An 18,546-nucleotide genomic window follows, 5' to 3' on the forward strand; every position below is an offset into this window, starting at 1 on the left:
CTTTGTTGAATTTCTCTCCGAATCGATCCCAAATCCAGACCTTTTCGTAAAGATTTTTATCTGCTACTTTGGATAACTTCTTCTATGAGATCATCCATCTGTTCCATAGCTTTCCTAACAAAAAATGAACAAAGGTCCGCGAAATCGCGGACTTTTGTTCATTCGATAATCAATGTACCTGCACATATATACACTTATTTGGCCAAAAGATTCTTCATGTCTTCAACAGCTTCCTGAAAATGAGGATACAGCCGGAATTCAATCTCCATATTTACGATACCTTGATACGGTTCTAGCCACTGGAAAACTTCCTCATAAGGGATATCGCCCCAGCCCACAGGCAAATGCAAATCACCATATCCATATGGAAGATTGCTCATGAATGCCTTGGCATCGTACAGCTCCCCGAAGTTATCATGCACATGCAGGTGCTTCACATAAGGCAGCGCGGCTTCAATGGCTTTTTTGAAATCATAGCCGTAAGCAATGGAAGTCAGATAACAATGTCCAACATCTAGCGTAATACCTACATTGTCCAGTCCGACGTAGCGAACATGCTCCACCAACGTCTGCGGATTCATGCCGTAGGTGTAATCATTCTTAATATCGTACCAGATGTTGTTCTCTACTCCAATTGTAATGCCAGCGTCCTTGGCGATGCTCCCCAATCTACGCAGCTTCGTAGCATCCTCTTCAAGCAAGATCTGAAATAGCTCTTCCCTTGGCAATCGGCCATACGTCGGAAAATAATGCTGCATAAGATTATGATCAGTCAACTCCGCATAGGAGCTATGATACACGATGGTGTCCGCGCCAATCGCAGCTGACAACTCAATCCCTGCTTCGAAGACCCTTTCGTAATCATCGCCTTTGCTGCACGACAGTAAATTCAATTCATAGGGTAAATGCATCGTATATCCGAGCTCGTATTTATCCAACACCTGACGCACTCTCTCCAGCCGTTTCTGGTGAACACGGCCCCCGATCACTACGTCAAGTCCATGCAAGATGAGCTCTGTGTAATCGCATCCGGCATTTGCGATATACCCCAAGTGGCGTTCCAGCGCCTCTAAATCGCCATTCACCAATTCAGCGTTCAGACTGATTCCAATCCCTTTTTTATTCATACGATACGAGTGCCTCCTATTATACGCCCGGCTTATTCCCATTCTCCGAGAATATCTGCGTAAGCCTCAAGGTAATCGTTCACCAAGCTTTTGGCCATGGAATAGGAATTAACAAGCGGATGCACCATCAGTGCCTTGATTGCGGAATCTTTGGATTTATTAAGTACAGCCTCTACCGTATATCTTTCGAATAACTTCACATTCTTCATCAGTTGATAGGCATGCTCAGGCAGTTTCTTCGGTGTAACCGGAACCGCGCCTTCGGCCGTCATGCGGCAGGTGATTTCCAGAACATCATTTTTCTCAAAACCTTCGACATAGTCGCCGGCTGGAATGTTCAGCACAATATGCTTCTCAATGCCTTGATTCATCGCTCTCGCGAAGTCCAGCATGACACCGGCATAGCCGAGTGTGTTCGGCATTTCCAGCTTCTCGTCCTCTGCGGGTTGCTCAATCGGGCCTTTGCTTGTTTCGATAGCCATATATGAAGACTCACGTTTGTGCATGAACCGCAGGTAGGTTTGCAGTGCTGCTTCCGGATCAGCGTCGATGTCCATTTCTCCCAGCACACGCAGCATCTCTGCATTGTTAGCTTCAACGAACTTGGCGCGGGTATCGCCACTCTTCATGATGTTCTCAACTGCTTGCTCCCGGTTATAGTAGTAATACAGGTACTCATTAGGCAGTAATTTAAGGGTGTCGATCAAATCGGGATCGAACATTTTGAACTCGCCAACCTTGGCAATAAAGGCTTTATCCGATACGAGGTCTTGCAGCAATTCTTCACCGTCCTGTACAACGCTCGTAATCCAGGAAAGATGATTAAGTCCAACAAACTCCACATAAAGCTCGTCTGGGTTAGCGTTAATCGCTTCGGCAATGCGGATCTTGGTCGAACTTGGTGTATCACAAATACCGATCACACGTTCATAACCGGCGGTATGCATGGCTTGCGTGACAAGCCCGGATGGATTGGTAAAGTTGAACACCCAAGCGTTTGGCGCAAGACGTTTGATTTTCTCACAATAATCCAGCAGTACAGGAATCGTACGAATTGCCATGGAAAAGCCCCCAGGACCCGTTGTTTCTTGTCCAATTACGCCATACTTCAGGGCAATTTGCTCGTCGATAACACGGGAGCGGTCATTCCCCACCCGAATGGTCGTGATAATGTAATCCGCATCGGTAAGGGCATATTCGATATCATCGCTAAATTCCAGCTCCATCGGAATGCCGCTTTCCGCAACGACATGCTTGCATAGCTTGCCGATGATTTCTAATTTCTCACGGTTAATGTCATACATGACGAATTTCGTGATTCCAATCTCTTGGGCCAACATTGTTAAGCTCTTAGTGAAAAATACCGCGCGAACACCCGCGCCCCCGATTAATGCCAATTTCATTGTAAATCCTCCTCAAATGTAATATGGAATTAAGAATGAAGCTATAGAAACTGCGACTAATTTTCGGCCAAAAACGCGGTCAACTCAGGTAACGTAGGAAATCCTGCGTTGCCTCCGCGATTCGTAACTGAGAACGAGCCACAGGCGGTACCAAAGTTCAAGCAGCTTTTCAAATCATGACCATTCAGATAACCGTAGAGATAACCGGCATTAAATGAATCTCCAGCTCCAGTTGTATCCACAACGGTTACCCGGTAAGCAGGTTGATGCAGCATCGTCCTTCCACTGGCAGCAATAGCTCCCTGCTCTCCAAGTTTGATGACAGCAACAGGTACATGAGCAGCGAATACAGAGAGGGCCTCCTTGACATCGGATTTGCGAGTATAATGGAGAGCTTCCAGCTCGTTGCAGAAAAACACATCAACAAACGGAATGACCTCAAAGATACCGTCGTACCACTCGCCAGATTCATCCCACCCAACGTCCATGGACACCGTCAAATTGGCTTGCTTGGCTTTCTTGACGAAAGTCATATATTCCTCATGGTTGGAGCGCCCGTTATATCCAGTGATATGGACGTGTCGGACTTCGGACAGCAGCTGCCCCTTGACGTCATTCAGCGTAAATGCTGTGACGGTGCCATCGTGAGTGATAAAACTCCTGTCCGTTTCCGGATTAAATGCGATGCTGATCCCTGTACTTTGCGTTCGGCTAAAAGCAATGTCTGTAGCTACCCCATAACGCTGAAGTTCATCGATGATGAACCTTCCGCAATAGTCGTCACCCACAAGTCCAGTAATCATTGGGCGCATTCCAAGCTTGGCCATGCCCAACCCACTGAGTGCAGTTCCGCCCCCGATGTGAAAAGAGATATTCGGCACCCGAATCTCTTGTCCCGCATCAGGAATGGCGTTGCAGCCGCTTACGACAATATCAATATTTCCTGCTCCCACGAGCAGCACATCGTAAGATTTTTCAGCTTGCACAAGAATTCCCTCCTATCAATCTCGAATAATTATTCTGGTAACGTTACCAGTTATAAATAAAAGAGTTGTAAGTGTTTTATCGTATGATTATCTGGTAACGTTATCAGATTTGAGTAAAAAAGATGCCTGAGACTCTTACAGCAAGCTTCTCAGACTGCTTCTTTCCACCAGCTTGTGGCTAAGTACGACTTCCTTAACTCCTGGCGATTGCCCTTCAATCATTTTAATCAGGATATCGACGCTCATTTGCCCGATCTGCTGAATCGGTTGATGCAATGACGTGAGCTTCGGACGGACCGTTTCTGTAATGCTCGAATCATCGAACCCAACAAGCGAGATGTCATCAGGCACCTTCAGACCATGGTCCACGATACAATTAAGTGCCCCGACGGCCATATCGTCGCTGACTGCGAAGACAACGGTCGGCAGTTGTTCGTTTTGGAGGAAGGTCTGCATAATGTCATATCCATCCTGCTGCTTGAAATTACCGAAACGGACCCAATCCGGATTCACCGAGATTCCCGCTTCCACGAGTGCTTTCAAGTAGCCATCATAACGGTAACGCCCTGTCGAGAGCTCCTTCGTATCTCCCCCGATAAAAGCGATACGCCGATGTCCCAGCGAGATCAGATGCTTCACAGTGTCATACGACGCCTGCATATCATCTATGTTGACTGAAGGGCAATTTACCGATGAATTCGGTTTGGCACTGCAGAACACGGTGGGCGTCGTTAACGCTTGGAGAAAACGCTCAATACGCTTATCCATCATCTCATGCATAATGATAATGCCGTCCACCTGCATCTCCTTAAAGACCTGCAGATACTTCAATTCCTTATCCAGATTGTCTTTGATATTCCCCACAAGAATGTTGTAACGATTCTGGCTTGCAGCTTCTTCAATATAACTAAGCGTGGAAGAGAAAAAGCTGGTTGAGATATCGGAAGCGATCACGCCAATCAGGTTCGTCTTCTTGCTCACCAAACTGCGGGCAATGCTGTTAGGCACGAAGTTGAGGTCTTCTATCGCTTGTTGCACAACCGCTCTAACCTCTGGCTTCACATACTTCCCATTATTCAGTACCCTGGATACGGTCGAGATGGAAACGCCGGCCTTCTTCGCGACATCTTTAATGTTGACAGACAGAACGTTTCCCTCCACTTCTTTGCGATCATTACGTTTTTCAATGATACTGTAGTTGATAATCAAAATATATCAAAACGTTTTCAGATTCGTCAACACTTTTTATTTTTTTATGATTGATGCTTTTTTATTCTGCGACATTTCCATTGTTAGCTGCAACATACGAAGCAGACAGCCGGGTTATAGTCTGGCTGTCTGCTTCGTATTGTCTATGTGTTTCACTTTGGGTGATGTTTCGATTCTGCTGCGTGTTTCGCTTTGGGGTATGTTTCGATTCTGGCTGCGTGTTTTGCTTTGGGTGATGTTCGTTTTGTATATGTGATTAGGTTAGTATGTGTCTTAATTTTGCTGTGCCTTTCACTCTTATGTGCCTTTAGCTCTTATTATCTGCCTTTATCTCTTCTGCTCCTTTAACTCTTCTGTGCTTCTAGTTCTTCTGTGCTTCTAGCTCTTCTGTGCTTCGACAAACAACGGACTCCAGAAGCCTTATTACTATAGATTCAAGCCTTTCAGGAAATTAACGGACTCCAGAGCCCTTATTGGTAGAAATCATATTCAAAATCAGCTGTTTTAGAGCAAATAGCGTCATCTGAGTCCGCTATGTGCTCTTAAAGCAGCTTTATTCGCAAATAAGGACTTTACGGTCCGTTAGCTCTGTGGGCGGGAGTTCAACCATCAAAACTGGCTGTTTTGATGAGGCCAAATCGACAAGCTATGTTGATAACGTTGTGTTGAGGATGCTGAGCGTGTTGATCCTTAACTACTTTTATTCCAATCAAAACATCATCTGACCAAAACCGCCTCTCTCCATCCTCCAAATGAGCTAATATTCTCTGCGTTCAGAGCAGCATAGGGTTCACACAGAAAGCCGCTAACTTGCCGGCCATCGCTTAACTCCACTCGCCCTATCCCTAGTGGGGCAGGAATGGAGGCCGTAAATGCACCAAAGGAGGCGCTTGGCATTTCCCACAACTCTACAAGGATGGATGATCCTCCTTGGTCTGTACGGATGAGACCCGGTTTAGGCGGCTGCGTCTGAAGCTTGTACAGCTCATATTTCGGTGCGGTTACTATTTCCTCCAGGAAAACAGCTCCGAGTCCCGTAATTTGATGTGTAAGCGGCATATCCCGCATATGCAATCCACACACCGCAACCGTAATCTTGTCTTCTTGCTGAAGCAGGATTCTGGAGGCAACAACTAGGTTAGCTTCTTCTTCCGGTATTGTGAACAGTGTAACTCCAAAGGGAATCCCGGCTTCAGCCCACCCCGCAGGAAGCGCAAGGGCACTGAGATCGAGCAAATTGCAATGATTGGTGTAGAGTCCCATTTTACTATTCGTCTCAATCGGATTCGCCTTTACTTGTTCCCTTGTCCAGGTCCCGCCGCAAGTCGGCAACACGAGCACGTTACCTTCAAGCATTGCAGTAACGCTACGTCGAATCTCAGCCAACCTGTGCTGTGCCTTGAAAAGAGCGGCCGCCGTGAACTCCGGTTTACTCCCCGAGCGTAGAACCGTTTCGGTCACAGGGAAGACGGAGCCTGTATGCTTTTCCACAAAATCCTCAAGATCTGCCCAACGTTCTGCAACCAAAGGACCTTCATATAAGAGTGCTGCCGCTTCCTCTAATAAGGAAATGTCAACTTCTTTCACACGCACGCCCAGCTCTGCTATTGCTTTTTTCTTGCGATTCCAAGCCTCTTCATATTGCTCAGCATAAGGTCCGTAGAACTGAAGCGATCCTGCAGGAAGTAAAAAGGTGCCCGGCATAACTCCCCGCCGCAGGGGACGATCTATTGAATAAGGATCTTCGCGGTCTAATCCGCGAACTGCCAGGTCCACCCGCTCCGCATCATCCAGCACATGCGTAAATACAGTCACACAATCAATAGAACGGCAAGCAGGGAGTACGCCCTTGGTAGGCCATGCGCCCACGGCTGGTTTATAACCGATCAGATGATTTAAGGCTGCGGGAACGCGCCCGGATCCTGCAGTATCAGTACCCAGCGCAAAAGCGGCCTGACCGCAGGCTACAGACACTGCCGAACCGGAACTCGAACCTCCGCTAATCAACTCCGCACGAAGTGCGTTATGCGTATCGCCATAAGGGCTTCTGGTACCGACCAGTCCGGTGGCGAACTGATCCAGATTGCTTTTACCGACAGGGATTGCACCTGCCATAATTAGACGTTCCACTACAGTCGCGTGATGCTCCGGAATATAAGTAAAGTCAGGACAGGCCGCACTTAGCGGCCAGCCGGCCACCTCGATATTGTCTTTGACCGCAAACGGAATGCCCCAGAGTGGGCAGTCTTCCGGATTCTTTTGCATCAGCTGATCCAAGTAAGGTTGAATTCGCTCTAAGGATGGCGGGAGAATCCAGATGTTCTTCTCCTGAGTCAGCTCGGCCCGGTGAATAATTGCCGCTATGACATCTTGAGGTGTAAACTGACAGCTGCGGTATCCCTTTTGCAGAACTTCAATGGACAACAGAGCAGGTACAGATTTCATTGTCATGATGCATTCACCTCCTCAGTAGGATACAAAGCTGCGATACAATCGCCCGCCCGCACCTGATCACCGGACGATACATAGAGCGAAGCGATAATTCCGTCATAAGGCGCCTTTTGCGGGAACTCCATTTTCATACTTTCTTCTATTATAATGTCTTCGCCTTTCCGGACACTCTGACCCACTTCCACCAGCACCCGCCATACACTTCCTGACATGGAGCTGCTGAGGCCCATACTTCCTTCTGGCAGGTCTTGCTCTTCCAAAGCCTCCACACTTTCCGGTTCAGACACATGCTCGGCAATGCCAAGCTCCTTCCAATAAGCTCTCTCCTGCTGGAATGCAGCTTGTTGTGATTGACGGAAAGCGAAAGACTGCTCTTGAATCTGCTCCAGCCACCGGAGATAATCCCCCAGGTTAAACGTGGTCTCTTCTACCTCCACAACGAATTCCCCACGTGGAAAATCCTCTCTCATCTGCAGCAATTCTTCCTGAGACACGGGGTAAAACTGAATTTGGTCAAAAAAGCGCAGCAACCAGGGTTTTCCTTGCTCAAAATTCGCCGTTGACCTGAACTTGTTCCACATTTGCACGGTTCGGCCTACAAACTGATATCCCCCCGGTCCTTCCATCCCATAGACACAGAGATAAGCTCCGCCAATACCTACGGCATTCTCCGGTGTCCAGGTGCGTGCAGGGTTATATTTCGTGGTAACGAGCCGATGGCGCGGATCAAGCGGTACAGCTACAGGTGCACCAAGATATACATCTCCAAGCCCCATCACGAGATAGGAAGCGTTGAATACCACCTCTGCCACTTCTTCCAATGAACCCAGTCCGTTCATGCGACGAATAAACTCAAGATTGCTCGGACACCAAGGGGCATCAGGACGTACATTTTGCTGATAACGTTCAATGGCAAGCTGTGTTGCAGGATCATCCCATGATAATGGCAGCTTCACGATTCGCGAAGGCACTTCGATCGATTCCAGAGACGGCAGTTGCAGGTCCAAATCCAGAATGATCGCAGCCGCTTCCTTCACTGTAATGCGGGTCGTATCCAGATGAATCTGGAGCGAACGGATTCCCGGCGTCATTTCAATAAAAGGAATGTTCCCGCTATCCTTCACAGCCTGCATTAAGACATACACCTGGAAGCGGTAGAGCAGATCCAGCTCACGGTCACCATACTCAATCAGAATGTTCTCGTCGCCAGAACAACGAATCCCGATTTTGAACCGGCGTCCATCCTCTTCATAAGCAAGCAGTGGCATATAGTCGCCCGTAGAAATGTCCTGCAATTGGGGCAGATATGGGGTGGTTTGACCGTTCACCATGGCGTCCAGGAAGGCATTTTTCTCTTCTCTAAGCTGCTCTGCTTCTTCTACCGTAATCAATTTAAAAGAGATTTTGTCTCCCGGTCGAAGCTGGCCCACCTTCCAGAATTCGGCGGAAGCGGTCGTAACCGGACAGACGAATCCTCCCAGACTCGGCCCGTCCGGCCCAAGCAGTATGGGCATGTCTCCGGTCAAATCCAGCGCACCGACAGCATAAGCATTATCGTGTATATTCGAGGGGTGAAGTCCGGCATCCCCACCGTCTTCCCTTGCCCATAGCGGCGCAGGACCAATCAGGCGTACTCCTGTCCGCGAACTGTTAAAATGAACTTCCCACTCCGTCTCCGTCAGTTGCACCAAATATTCGGTTAACAAATACTCCTCCGTACAATGGGGTCCCGGAATCACACCAATCGTCCACTTCTGTGTAAATTCAGGAATTGCTTTCAGCGGGAGTGGTTGCAGCATGGTACCCCGATGATGATGCACCTTTAAGACCGCGCCGGGACGAAGTGCACTCCCCATGTGGCCCCCGAATCCACCCAGTGTAAATGTAGATGAGCTGCCTAGGGTTAGCGGCATATCAAAACCTCCGCTGACCAACAAGTAGCTGCGCATACCGCTAACAGATTCATTCAAAATCAGCGTCGAGCCTGCAGCTGCCAGCGTAGGTGTATATAAAGGAACAGACTTGCCGTCAAGCGTAGCCGCCATATCTGATCCGGTGAGGCAAAATATCATCTCATCCCTGAAGCGGTAGGACCCGCCACGTAAGGTCATTTCCAGCCCTGCTGCACTATCGGCATTCCCAAGCAAACGATTCCCGATTCTAAAGGAAAGAGCATCCATCGGTCCGGAAGGCGGAACCCCGATATCCCAATAGCCTTTTCGCCCCGGATAGTCCTGCACGGTCGTCTGGACTCCCCCGTCAAGCACTTCAAGTGCATGTTCCACGGGATGGAATCCACTCAGCATATTCGTATACACCAGCCCTTCTTGAAACAGGTCCGTAGCCAGAAAAGCATGAATGTAAGTCTGATTAGTCGTTATGCCATACACACGCAATTGGTTCAGAGCTATCCTCATTTTCTCAATCGCCGCTGGCCTTGAATCCCCATGAACAATGATTTTGGCAAGCATCGGATCATACAGCGTAGTCACCTCAAGCCCGTTCTGAATCCACGTTTCGATCCTCGCCCCTTCTGGCCATACAATGTTATCTATGCAGCCATCACTAGGGCGGAAATCATGGAAGCAATCCTCGGCGTACAATCGGACTTGAAGACTGTGACCTTGCGAAGGCTGGATACGTTCGGCGAGATTCGTAAGATCTCCGGCGGCCTCTAGGATCATCCACTCCACTAGATCTAGTCCCAGTACCTCCTCTGTTACACCATGCTCTACCTGAAGACGAGTGTTCACCTCCAGAAAATAAAATTCCGTCGATTCAGGATCGTATAAAAATTCCACGGTCCCCGCACTGCGGTACCCGGCTGTCGCCGCCAGGCGCCGGGCGCTTTCGTGCATCTCATGTCGCGTGCTATCCGGCAGATTCGGAGCAGGGGTCTCCTCTATGATCTTCTGGTTCCGGCGTTGCACTGAACAGTCCCGCTCACCAAGAGCAACGGCTTCACCGAAGGCATTTCCGAAGATTTGAACCTCCACATGACGTGCCCGTGCAATATATTTCTCCAGAAAAACACCGCCGTCGTTAAAGTTCGCCGTTGCCAGGCGTGTGACAGAATCATAGGCTTCCCGCAGCGCCGACTCATCGGCGCATATTCTCATCCCAATGCCGCCGCCACCGGCAGTGCTTTTGAGCATGACCGGATAGCCAATCTCTATAGCCTGTTCAACGGCCAGCTCCAGTGATGGAACCAGACCCGTACCGGGCAGCATGGGAACACCAGCCTGCTCAGCAATGGAACGTGCGGTATGTTTTAGCCCAAACATCTCAATATGCTCCGGGGAAGGCCCAATAAAAGTGATACCGTGTTCTCCACAGGCCCTGGCAAAAGAGGCATTCTCACTCAGGAATCCATAACCCGGATGGATCGCATCCGCTCCGGCCGCTACCGCTGTCTGTAAAATAAGCTCTGCGTTCACATAGCTTTCTTTAGCCGGACCTTCTCCGATCAGGATGGATTCATCCGCTTGTTCAACATGAAGGCTGTCCCGGTCTGCCTTGGTGTACACTGCAACAGAGGCGATCCCCATGCTGCGCAGTGTTCGGATAATTCTTACAGCGATGGCCCCGCGATTGGCAATAAGCACTTTTTTAAACATGAGTCTCACTCCCTTCTGCATCCCAGATCAGCACTTGTGCGGGTGTAGGGTTATATGCATTGCATGGGTTATTGAGCTGCGGGCAATTACTGATCAGCACCGTTACAGGAACAAGCGCGACCAGCTCCACATAACGCCCGGGACCGGACACTCCATCTGCGAAGGTCAGCTCACCTTCCGGTGTAACGGGGACATTCATGAAGAAGTTCACATTGGGCACGAGATCTCTTTTGGAAAATTCACTCCGACCCGACAGCATCAGCATGAACGTATCCCGGCAATTATGCATGGGGAGCGTATCGTGAGAATAACGGACGGTATTGCTTTGGGCCGAGCAAGCTCCTCCAATCGTATCGTGCCGTCCGCAAGTATCTGCGGTGATACGCAGCAGCTCCCGTCCGGATTCAGCCACCAGCACTGAGCCTGTCGTCAAATACAAATTCTGCTGTCTGGTAATCGTCTGAATGGCGCTGTAGTGATCTGCAGGATCTTCAGCCGCGTAAAACAACGTATCAACCGCCTGATTTCCTTCCAGATCAAGGATTCGGAGCACCTGCCCGGCGGCAAGGTCATGAATCCAGCCTTCACCTGCCGGAATGATTTTGTCATAAACAGCTTGGGCCGGGTCCAGCGTGCTGTGTACAGGTTCGAGTGTATGAGTGCTCATGTTAGTTCGCTCCCTTCAGTAACGAATAGGCATTCCATGTATTTTCAAAAGCTCTCCGGTTCTCATTACAGTGGACCACGCAGCGGTCATCAGGTCTCACCGTCTCAGCATCACTGAACAGGAGTTCAATGGCGGTATCGGGGTAGCTTTCTTGCGGGTCCAGCGGATTAGGTGTGTTCGACAACACAAGAAGTACATCCATTTCCGTGCGCAAAGTAACCGATGTCCCTGCCGTTAGCTGACGCTCATACCGCATTGTACCGTCCAGTTCACATACCACTTTGGAAAAAAAGTTCACCGGAGTACTGAGATCGCGGGGGGCAAGCCCATGCCGGTACATTTCAACGATCAGATTCTCATAACCGCTGCGGAGCCAGGCATTACGTTCATCCTGATACCGGCTGTAACCATATTTCTGATCCGTCATTGCTCGTGTTGTATACCCGGCTAAAGTGTCGTGCCAGCCTGCCGTGTCATTGGTAATCGATGCAAGCACCCGGCCCTGGTCACTCATGAGTACATGGCCCGCTGTCAAATAAGCGGTGTGTTGAGCCTTTAAGGTGTCAGGCATGTTATAACGCTCGGAAGGATCAGATGCATGATATAGCAGAGTTGTCAGATTGGCGCGTTCGCCAGCTGCTGTTATTACAATGCTTTTCCCTCTGCGAATATAACCGGACCATTTGCCGCCTGCTTGAATACGGATTGAACTCATGTCATTCCCTCCTGTTAGTGAAAAAAAATAAAAAAGCCCGGGAGAAATACCAAAGATAAGACTTGGTAAATTCTCCCGGGCTTTTTTCCCGCCGTGTACACGGTTGCGATGTGGCATCCATGCGTTTTCTCTCGGACCAGCCAACCGCCGGAGCAGTTCGGAACCCTAGAAAACATTTGTTATTTGGTTTGTGTAAACAATCCTAACACACAATAAAAATCATGACAAGAAAATATTTCGAATTTTTAGTTATTTCAATAATATCGACGTTTTCAGTGTTAGATTATTGGTTGTTTTTTTGAAAACCGAAGAAAAAAAGCTTGTTTTTTACGAAAAACCTTGATTTAATGTGAGGTGTCATGACATTGGTTTAAAACAGCAAGTATTCATCGCAAACTGAAGGAGGAGATTTTATGTCAGATAATCTGACCTTGAAAAGAAATTTATCTCTAGTACATGTCGTGACCATGGGATTGTCCTGGATGTCGCCTATGATTTTTTTCACCAGCTTCGGTGTGTTGTATGCAGGATCTGGTGGTATGCTTTTGGCCGCATATCTCCTGGCTTTTGTAGCGATCTTGTTCACGGCTTTAAGTTATGGTCAAATGGCTCGTGCCTTCCCTGTGTCAGGTTCCGCGTATACGTATGTCACCAAGTCCATGAATCCTTTCATTGGTTTTCTAGTGGGCTGGGCCATTCTACTGGATTATCTTTTCTCTTGTATCATTGCAGTGCTCATGTTCGGTATCAATCTGCATGCACAGTTCACTTCCATTCCTTCCTCCGTCTGGATTATTGGATGTACCCTTGTAGTCATGATCATTAATATCATCGGGATTAAGACCTCGGCCAATGTTAGCAAAATCTTTGTGCTGATGCAGATCATCTTCATTGCCGGTTTCTGCTCCTTGCTTGTGTACAGAGCTCTGCAAGGCGGTATAACTGCCGGATTGAACCCTTTTGCAGTTAAAGAAGGTGTATCTTTCTCATCCATCCTTGCCGGTGCTTCGCTTGTCTGCTTCTCTTTCCTTGGTTTTGATTCCATTACTACGATGGCCGAAGAAACCAAAAATCCGAAGAAAACCATTCCCCATGCCATTTTAGTGATCGTTTTGTTGGCAGGTTTAATGTATTTCGGCACGGCCTACCTCATTCAGCAAATGTACCCTTCCTTTACTTCTACCAATGTGGACTCCGCAGGATTTGAACTGATGCAATCCATCGGAGGCAGCCTGCTTGCATCCATCTTTACCTTTGTCATTATTTTCTCCGTATTGTCCCAAGGGATGTCTTCCATGACGACCGTAACCCGCCTATTGTTCGTGATGGGCAGAACCTCTCTATTGCCGCGAAAATTCGCATCTGTCCACCCTACATTACGAACCCCTGTATTCAACATTATTTTGGCAAGCGTAATCTCGTTGTCTGCGATCTTCATCAGCCTCGAAACCGCAATCAAATTTGTTAATTTTGGCGCATTAACCGCATTTCTGTTCGTGAATCTCTCCGTCATTTTCCATTACGTCATCCGTCAAAAGCAACGTTCTCGGAAAGATCTGTTATTACGTTTTCTCTGCCCGCTTATCGGCGCAGGATTTGTATTTTATCTCATCACGCTGTTGGATCTCTCATCGTTGCTGCTGGGCTCTGGGTGGCTTGTTGTAGGATTTATGTACTACACTTTGAGAGGAATGAAATCAGCTCCATTACCAATGGTGGAGGTGGATAAAGCGGTCTAGGACTACCAGGACGTCATAAAGTGATGAACATACCAATTTTCAAATAAAAAAGTGGTTATTACTACAAAGTCAGCACAAAAAGACGGGCTTCTCAGCTCGTCTTTTGATTTGGATGAATTGTTATTGATGCTTTCCTATAGTCAGCTTGCTGTAGGGCAGAGAGGCACCAGTCCTTTTATCGGATAAATGGTTTCTTGATTAAACACTCTCTTATTAGTCTCGCAATATGTTGATAAAATGATTCCTCATGGGGAACGAAGTGATCTTTATCAAACATCTTCTTCACCGGAACCTTGACCCCACCGCTTTCCATAATAAATCCACTGGCTTGAACCTGCTCCTTCTCCCTGTGCCAAAGATCGTAAAAATCATCAAATTCGGCCTTGAAAATCCCAGCTACCTCTTCTTCTTGTAGTGTAAAATCTTCAAGTGTTTTGGTGTATCTATAAAGAAATACATTCGCCAGCTCTTTATCAATAAGGTTAGGCTGCTCGGTAATATAATCAATAACTCCTAATGACTCTAATTCATCAATGGTAACCTCAATACCTATTTCTTCGTGCACTTCTCTTATTCCATCAAGCACTGTTTCATGAGCCAATATATGTCCGGCGGCTGTAATGTCCAGTAGATTCGGATAATCCTTCTTCTGATCACTCCGGAGTTGTAGGTAGATATAATCTTTATTCCCTTCTCTGCTTATAAACCAACAGTGAAACGTTTCGTGCCAGAGTCCCAATCTGTGTACTTCCTCACGTGTGGATACCCCGATTGGATTTCGATTATCATCAAAAATCTTCAGCATTTCACTATTCACGATTGAACCTGCCTCCATTCGTATTTATCATGGTCTCAATTTCCTGATAACGTCGAAGCAAATTTTCGTACTGAGCTTTTTCATTCAAGGATTTGCGGTTAACCTCTATGTAATTTAAGATTCCCCTGGCATCCGTGTTTAGAATATGTAATCTTTCAAGCTCTAACTTCGTGAATGTGACTTTTTGTTCTTTTGTAAAGTTATGGAGGGTCGCTTCTATTTCGCCCGCTTTCCTTACTAATAGCTCGGTTGCTTCCTCCGTTTCTATCAAGCGATGGTTATACAAAATTTCAATAGACAGCAGATCTGTATCTTCATAGTGATCCATCGTTTGTGCCAGTTCTCGCAGGCTTGAGGACAGTTCTGAAATCAGCTCTGTGTTCCAATCTTTTATCAAATAAGCGAGGATGTTGTATGTCCAGATACTGTCGGATTGAGAAAAGATGATTTTGAGGTGCGGTATGGTTTCAACCTTATACTTAAGTAACACGTCCACCATTGGGGAAGCGATAGGCCAGTTCATATCCTGCATCCATTCCAATAGTTCTGGTAACAAGGGAATAACTTCTTCTCTTTTCATGTCAGCAAGGGCTTCAACACTTTTAAAATCATGCTTATCAACGGGTATATAGGAGTGATTCACATGCGGGACTCCCCTTTATTAAAGAACTTGCGTGAGTGAAAACCCTGTACTAGATAGAACGCATTAAAAAACAAACATAGTCAAGAAAAAAGAGATCTTATTATAGGATGTGAAATTAGCGGCATTTTTGTACCTTAAATCCTCTGCAGCTACGTGTTAGTGGAGATTAAGTGCAATATTGTACCTTAAATTTTCCGAAATACCCCATTCAGCATACTTTTTCGAGAAATAAGATACAAAAATGACCTTAGTTACCTCTTTTGACTAATTTCAAGAAAAATAAGGTACAAAAATGCTGTTAATTGGGGAGATGATCCTTCTTTTACACTGTTAAGACGACAGGTGAAGGGAAAAATAGCGCTTCTAGAGGTTGAAATCTGTCAGCAGACTATGATCCGGTGCTGGCTTCCTATAGAAAGCTTACAGGCGAGCGTTTTGTGCCTACAGTCCCATACTTTCCCGTTCACTGATACTCGCTTTTTGTTATACCTTGTGTTCGACTTATATAATTCATTAATTATATCAAGCTCTCCTGTTCTGGTGAACCCATTTGCATTTATTTGCGAGACACAATAGAATTAGTTTCTTTACGTTACTTTGATAAAGTTTTATAAGACATTTTCAGTCTATCGAGAAAGTCTCAACAGCCTGTCATGCGCTGCGTTCGGCGGTATATATGCTAATGCGTTAGATTCTCAAGAAATGCATTCACCACTTGATAAAAACCATTCAAATCATCGGAATGGACGCCGTGTCCGCAATTTTCAAAAACAGCAAGCTTTGTATTTGGCCTTCTTGCCTCCATCTGTTCCGCTTGGGGTAAGTCGAAAAAGATGCTTTTTCGGCCATGAATCAGTAGAATAGGACAACTGGATGATAACCAGTCCTCCCACCAATCCCCATTTACTTGTGCTATGGTAGTTTGCAGCCCTTTCATGTCGGTGCGGAATCCCCAGCCCTGCTCATCCTCCAACACACTTTCTGAGAAATAATCGATCGCCCGAAGGCCAATGTTTATAAGCGAATCTCTCAATTCTTTTAAGGAGGCTGACCGGTAAGGGAGTTTGTTAGCAAATGAGAAGTCAGAATGAATCTCTGCACCGATATCTTCAACAATCACAGCCTGAACCAATTCAGGGTAAAGGGCGGCGAACTGATAAGCGTTTACCCCACCTAAGGAATGACCTAGGATCGTTACCGGTTTCCCTCCAAGCTCCGTTTGGATCAGCTTCAGAACATCCGTTACATAATGATCTCTGGAGTATTCGTCCTGTGGAGCATGCTGACTCCAACCATGGCCGCGTTGATCTAAACAAATCACCCGCCAGTTACTGAATCTATCCGCTAATTCCGAGAATGTTCTAGCATTGGCCATTGCCCCATGAAGCATTACCAGTATTTGTTGACTTTCCCCGCCAAAGTCTAAGTAAGATAGCTGAAGATTCCCTGATTTAAAATATTTCCGCACTGCTGCAATTTCATGATGAGCATTCGCCACCTGTATTCTTTCCCCTTCCAAAATAAGATCCTAGTTGAACTTACAGGCTAAAGTATAACTATTAATAGTGACAAACATTGTCATAGTCAAAAAAAGAACGACCGCAGTCAGGGCGATCGTTCTTGGATTAAATATAGTACTTATTCCGCTGCTGCGTGCTGGTAATTTGCGGCCAGCATTTCCTTCAGACGGTCATCGTATGCAGCTTCAAAGGAAGGAATGAGTTCATCTATTCTGGCTTGGAACTTCTGAGGGTCCTCTTCTGCAAGTTCTGCTCTTAATCGTTGCTCTTCCGCGGATCCGTTATCATTTAACAGCATGGTCAATAAATGAGCATTAAAGAACTCACGCGGCGGAAGAACTAACCCGTTCATCATGAACAAGGTGAAAAAGAGAGCTCTGTTCCCTTCTTCGAGGGCCAATGCAGTCGCTTTTTTCGTATACAAATCGATATATTTCTGTGCAAAGGTAATACCTTTCAAAGGCTCCGAATAGACATGTTCGACTCCTCTCCAACGTAAATCCGACACCGAGCTGAGCCACCATGCGGGTTCAAGGGCTTGCTGCATTCTGTGGAGCACACGAAGCTCGAACTTCGGCTGGGGATTACTAAGCTGCTCTTCCAGGCAGGAAGCCAGGGTCTCCGCTTCAATCGAAGCTACGGTCATGCCTTGCCCATAGATCGGGTCGAAGCTGCATAAGGCATCTCCAAGCACTAGCAATCCTGAGGGCCAGCTCTCCAGCTTCTCAAAATGCTGACGAACCGATTCCGCTAAGCGATAGCCCCGTGGACCTTGGTAGGGCTCTAATTGTTCGAGTGCCTCTGCAATCTCAGGAGCCACTAACTGCTTCAATTCTTCCTCAAATTCGGTAACATTGGTAGAAGGATAATGTTCCCCTCCAGTGCTGGCGATGGTTGCCCCCGCAATATGATCTTCAATGCGGTGCACCATGACGGCACTTACACCCTCGCCTGCCTGAGTATCATAGAAGAAAGACTTCCAATTCTGATCAACGTGTGAAGGGATTTTATAATAACGGGTGCTATATCCCAGTGGAACTTTCAGAATTTCCGGTTCTGGAACTTGTTGTCCAAGGGCTTCAAGCCATTTGATTACTTTAGATGAACGTCCGGCTGCATCTACCACCAGATCCGCGGTCAATGATGATTCAGTTTTTAGCTCATCACGAGATTTTGTATAAATCCCTGTGACTGTCTGCAGGTCATCTGAAGTGACTAACCCCTTAACCTCTGTGTTTGCTAGAAAACGTACATTTGAAATCTCCCGAACACGCTGATACAGGACCCACTCCAGCAGCACTCTGCTACTCGAAGCATCTTTATCCGCGGGTTGGTTGACCAAGCTCCCATACTTATTAACCGTTATCGTAGACTCGCCTTGGGTAGGTTGAGCGCCCAACTCTATTAAAGTATCTACATAGCCGGGGAAATAGCGTTCTAGAATGATTCTGCCACGAGGGAGCACACGGTGGGGATGGAACGACTGGGGTACACCTGAACGACTCTCAGGTTCTGTGGGAAATTCGTCTCGTTCGACAATCAGGACTTCCTCATAATAATCAGACAGAACACGTGCGGTCATTAAGCCAGCAATGCCTGCTCCGATGACCAGAGCTTTACCACATTCTAATTTTTGTCCCATAATGTTCATT

The 18,546-nt window shown here is 47.1% G+C and carries 13 protein-coding genes and 1 riboswitch; of the genes, 1 reads left to right on the forward strand and 12 read right to left on the reverse strand.

Going from position 1 to position 18,546, the window contains the following annotated elements; genetic code table 11:
- Positions 1 to 194 precede the first annotated feature (194 nt).
- From ACFVU8_RS05365 to ACFVU8_RS05400, 8 genes are all read right to left on the reverse strand, one after another.
- Positions 195 to 1,127, reverse strand: coding sequence for a sugar phosphate isomerase/epimerase family protein (locus tag ACFVU8_RS05365; protein ID WP_387426130.1), 933 nt, complete (start codon positions 1,125 to 1,127; stop codon positions 195 to 197).
- A gap of 32 nt (positions 1,128 to 1,159) precedes the next feature.
- A complete protein-coding gene (locus ACFVU8_RS05370; RefSeq protein WP_387426131.1) occupies positions 1,160 to 2,530 on the reverse strand; it encodes a family 4 glycosyl hydrolase in 1,371 nt (456 codons plus the stop codon).
- A 56-nt stretch (positions 2,531 to 2,586) separates the two neighbouring features.
- Positions 2,587 to 3,516: a carbohydrate kinase family protein gene (locus tag ACFVU8_RS05375; protein WP_175371032.1), complete on the reverse strand. Its 930-nt coding sequence runs from the start codon at positions 3,514 to 3,516 to the stop codon at positions 2,587 to 2,589.
- 135 nt (positions 3,517 to 3,651) lie between these two features.
- Positions 3,652 to 4,677: a LacI family DNA-binding transcriptional regulator gene (locus tag ACFVU8_RS05380; protein WP_387426132.1), complete on the reverse strand. Its 1,026-nt coding sequence runs from the start codon at positions 4,675 to 4,677 to the stop codon at positions 3,652 to 3,654.
- A gap of 765 nt (positions 4,678 to 5,442) precedes the next feature.
- Positions 5,443 to 7,176 carry an allophanate hydrolase gene (locus tag ACFVU8_RS05385; protein WP_387426133.1) on the reverse strand — a complete coding sequence of 578 codons (1,734 nt, stop codon included), beginning with the start codon at positions 7,174 to 7,176 and terminating at the stop codon, positions 5,443 to 5,445.
- Positions 7,173 to 10,793, reverse strand: coding sequence for an urea carboxylase (gene uca / locus ACFVU8_RS05390; RefSeq protein WP_387426134.1), 3,621 nt, complete (start codon positions 10,791 to 10,793; stop codon positions 7,173 to 7,175). The genes ACFVU8_RS05385 and uca overlap by 4 nt, the downstream gene beginning before the upstream one ends.
- A complete protein-coding gene (locus ACFVU8_RS05395; protein WP_387426135.1) occupies positions 10,786 to 11,460 on the reverse strand; it encodes an urea amidolyase associated protein UAAP2 in 675 nt (224 codons plus the stop codon). Before ACFVU8_RS05395 ends, uca begins: the two co-directional genes overlap by 8 nt.
- A gap of 1 nt (position 11,461) precedes the next feature.
- A complete protein-coding gene (locus ACFVU8_RS05400) occupies positions 11,462 to 12,175 on the reverse strand; it encodes an urea amidolyase associated protein UAAP1 (protein ID WP_387426136.1) in 714 nt (237 codons plus the stop codon).
- A 70-nt stretch (positions 12,176 to 12,245) separates the two neighbouring features.
- Positions 12,246 to 12,355, reverse strand: a riboswitch (guanidine-I (ykkC/yxkD leader).
- 233 nt (positions 12,356 to 12,588) lie between these two features.
- On the opposite strand from ACFVU8_RS05400, the gene ACFVU8_RS05405 reads away from it, so the two are divergent.
- Positions 12,589 to 13,914 (forward strand): APC family permease, encoded by a 1,326-nt coding sequence (locus ACFVU8_RS05405; RefSeq protein WP_387426138.1) that lies wholly within the window; start codon positions 12,589 to 12,591, stop codon positions 13,912 to 13,914.
- Between the two features lie 175 nt (positions 13,915 to 14,089).
- On the opposite strand, the gene ACFVU8_RS05410 is transcribed toward ACFVU8_RS05405, so the two are convergent.
- The 4 genes from ACFVU8_RS05410 to ACFVU8_RS05425 all read right to left on the reverse strand — a co-directional run bounded on the left by ACFVU8_RS05410 (position 14,090) and on the right by ACFVU8_RS05425 (position 18,545).
- A complete protein-coding gene (locus ACFVU8_RS05410; protein ID WP_387426139.1) occupies positions 14,090 to 14,731 on the reverse strand; it encodes an NUDIX hydrolase in 642 nt (213 codons plus the stop codon).
- Entirely contained in the window at positions 14,724 to 15,374 is a 651-nt protein-coding gene (locus tag ACFVU8_RS05415) for a DUF5071 domain-containing protein (protein ID WP_387426140.1), read from the reverse strand. Before ACFVU8_RS05415 ends, ACFVU8_RS05410 begins: the two co-directional genes overlap by 8 nt.
- Before the next feature lie 679 nt (positions 15,375 to 16,053).
- Positions 16,054 to 16,872, reverse strand: coding sequence for an alpha/beta fold hydrolase (locus ACFVU8_RS05420; RefSeq protein ID WP_387426142.1), 819 nt, complete (start codon positions 16,870 to 16,872; stop codon positions 16,054 to 16,056).
- Positions 16,873 to 17,012: 140 nt separating this feature from the next.
- Positions 17,013 to 18,545 (reverse strand): FAD-dependent oxidoreductase, encoded by a 1,533-nt coding sequence (locus ACFVU8_RS05425; protein ID WP_379466898.1) that lies wholly within the window; start codon positions 18,543 to 18,545, stop codon positions 17,013 to 17,015.
- Position 18,546 lies beyond the last annotated feature (1 nt).

Source organism: Paenibacillus sp. NPDC058177 (assembly GCF_042883835.1).
Taxonomy (GTDB): Bacteria; Bacillota; Bacilli; order Paenibacillales; family Paenibacillaceae; genus Paenibacillus_AQ; species Paenibacillus_AQ agri.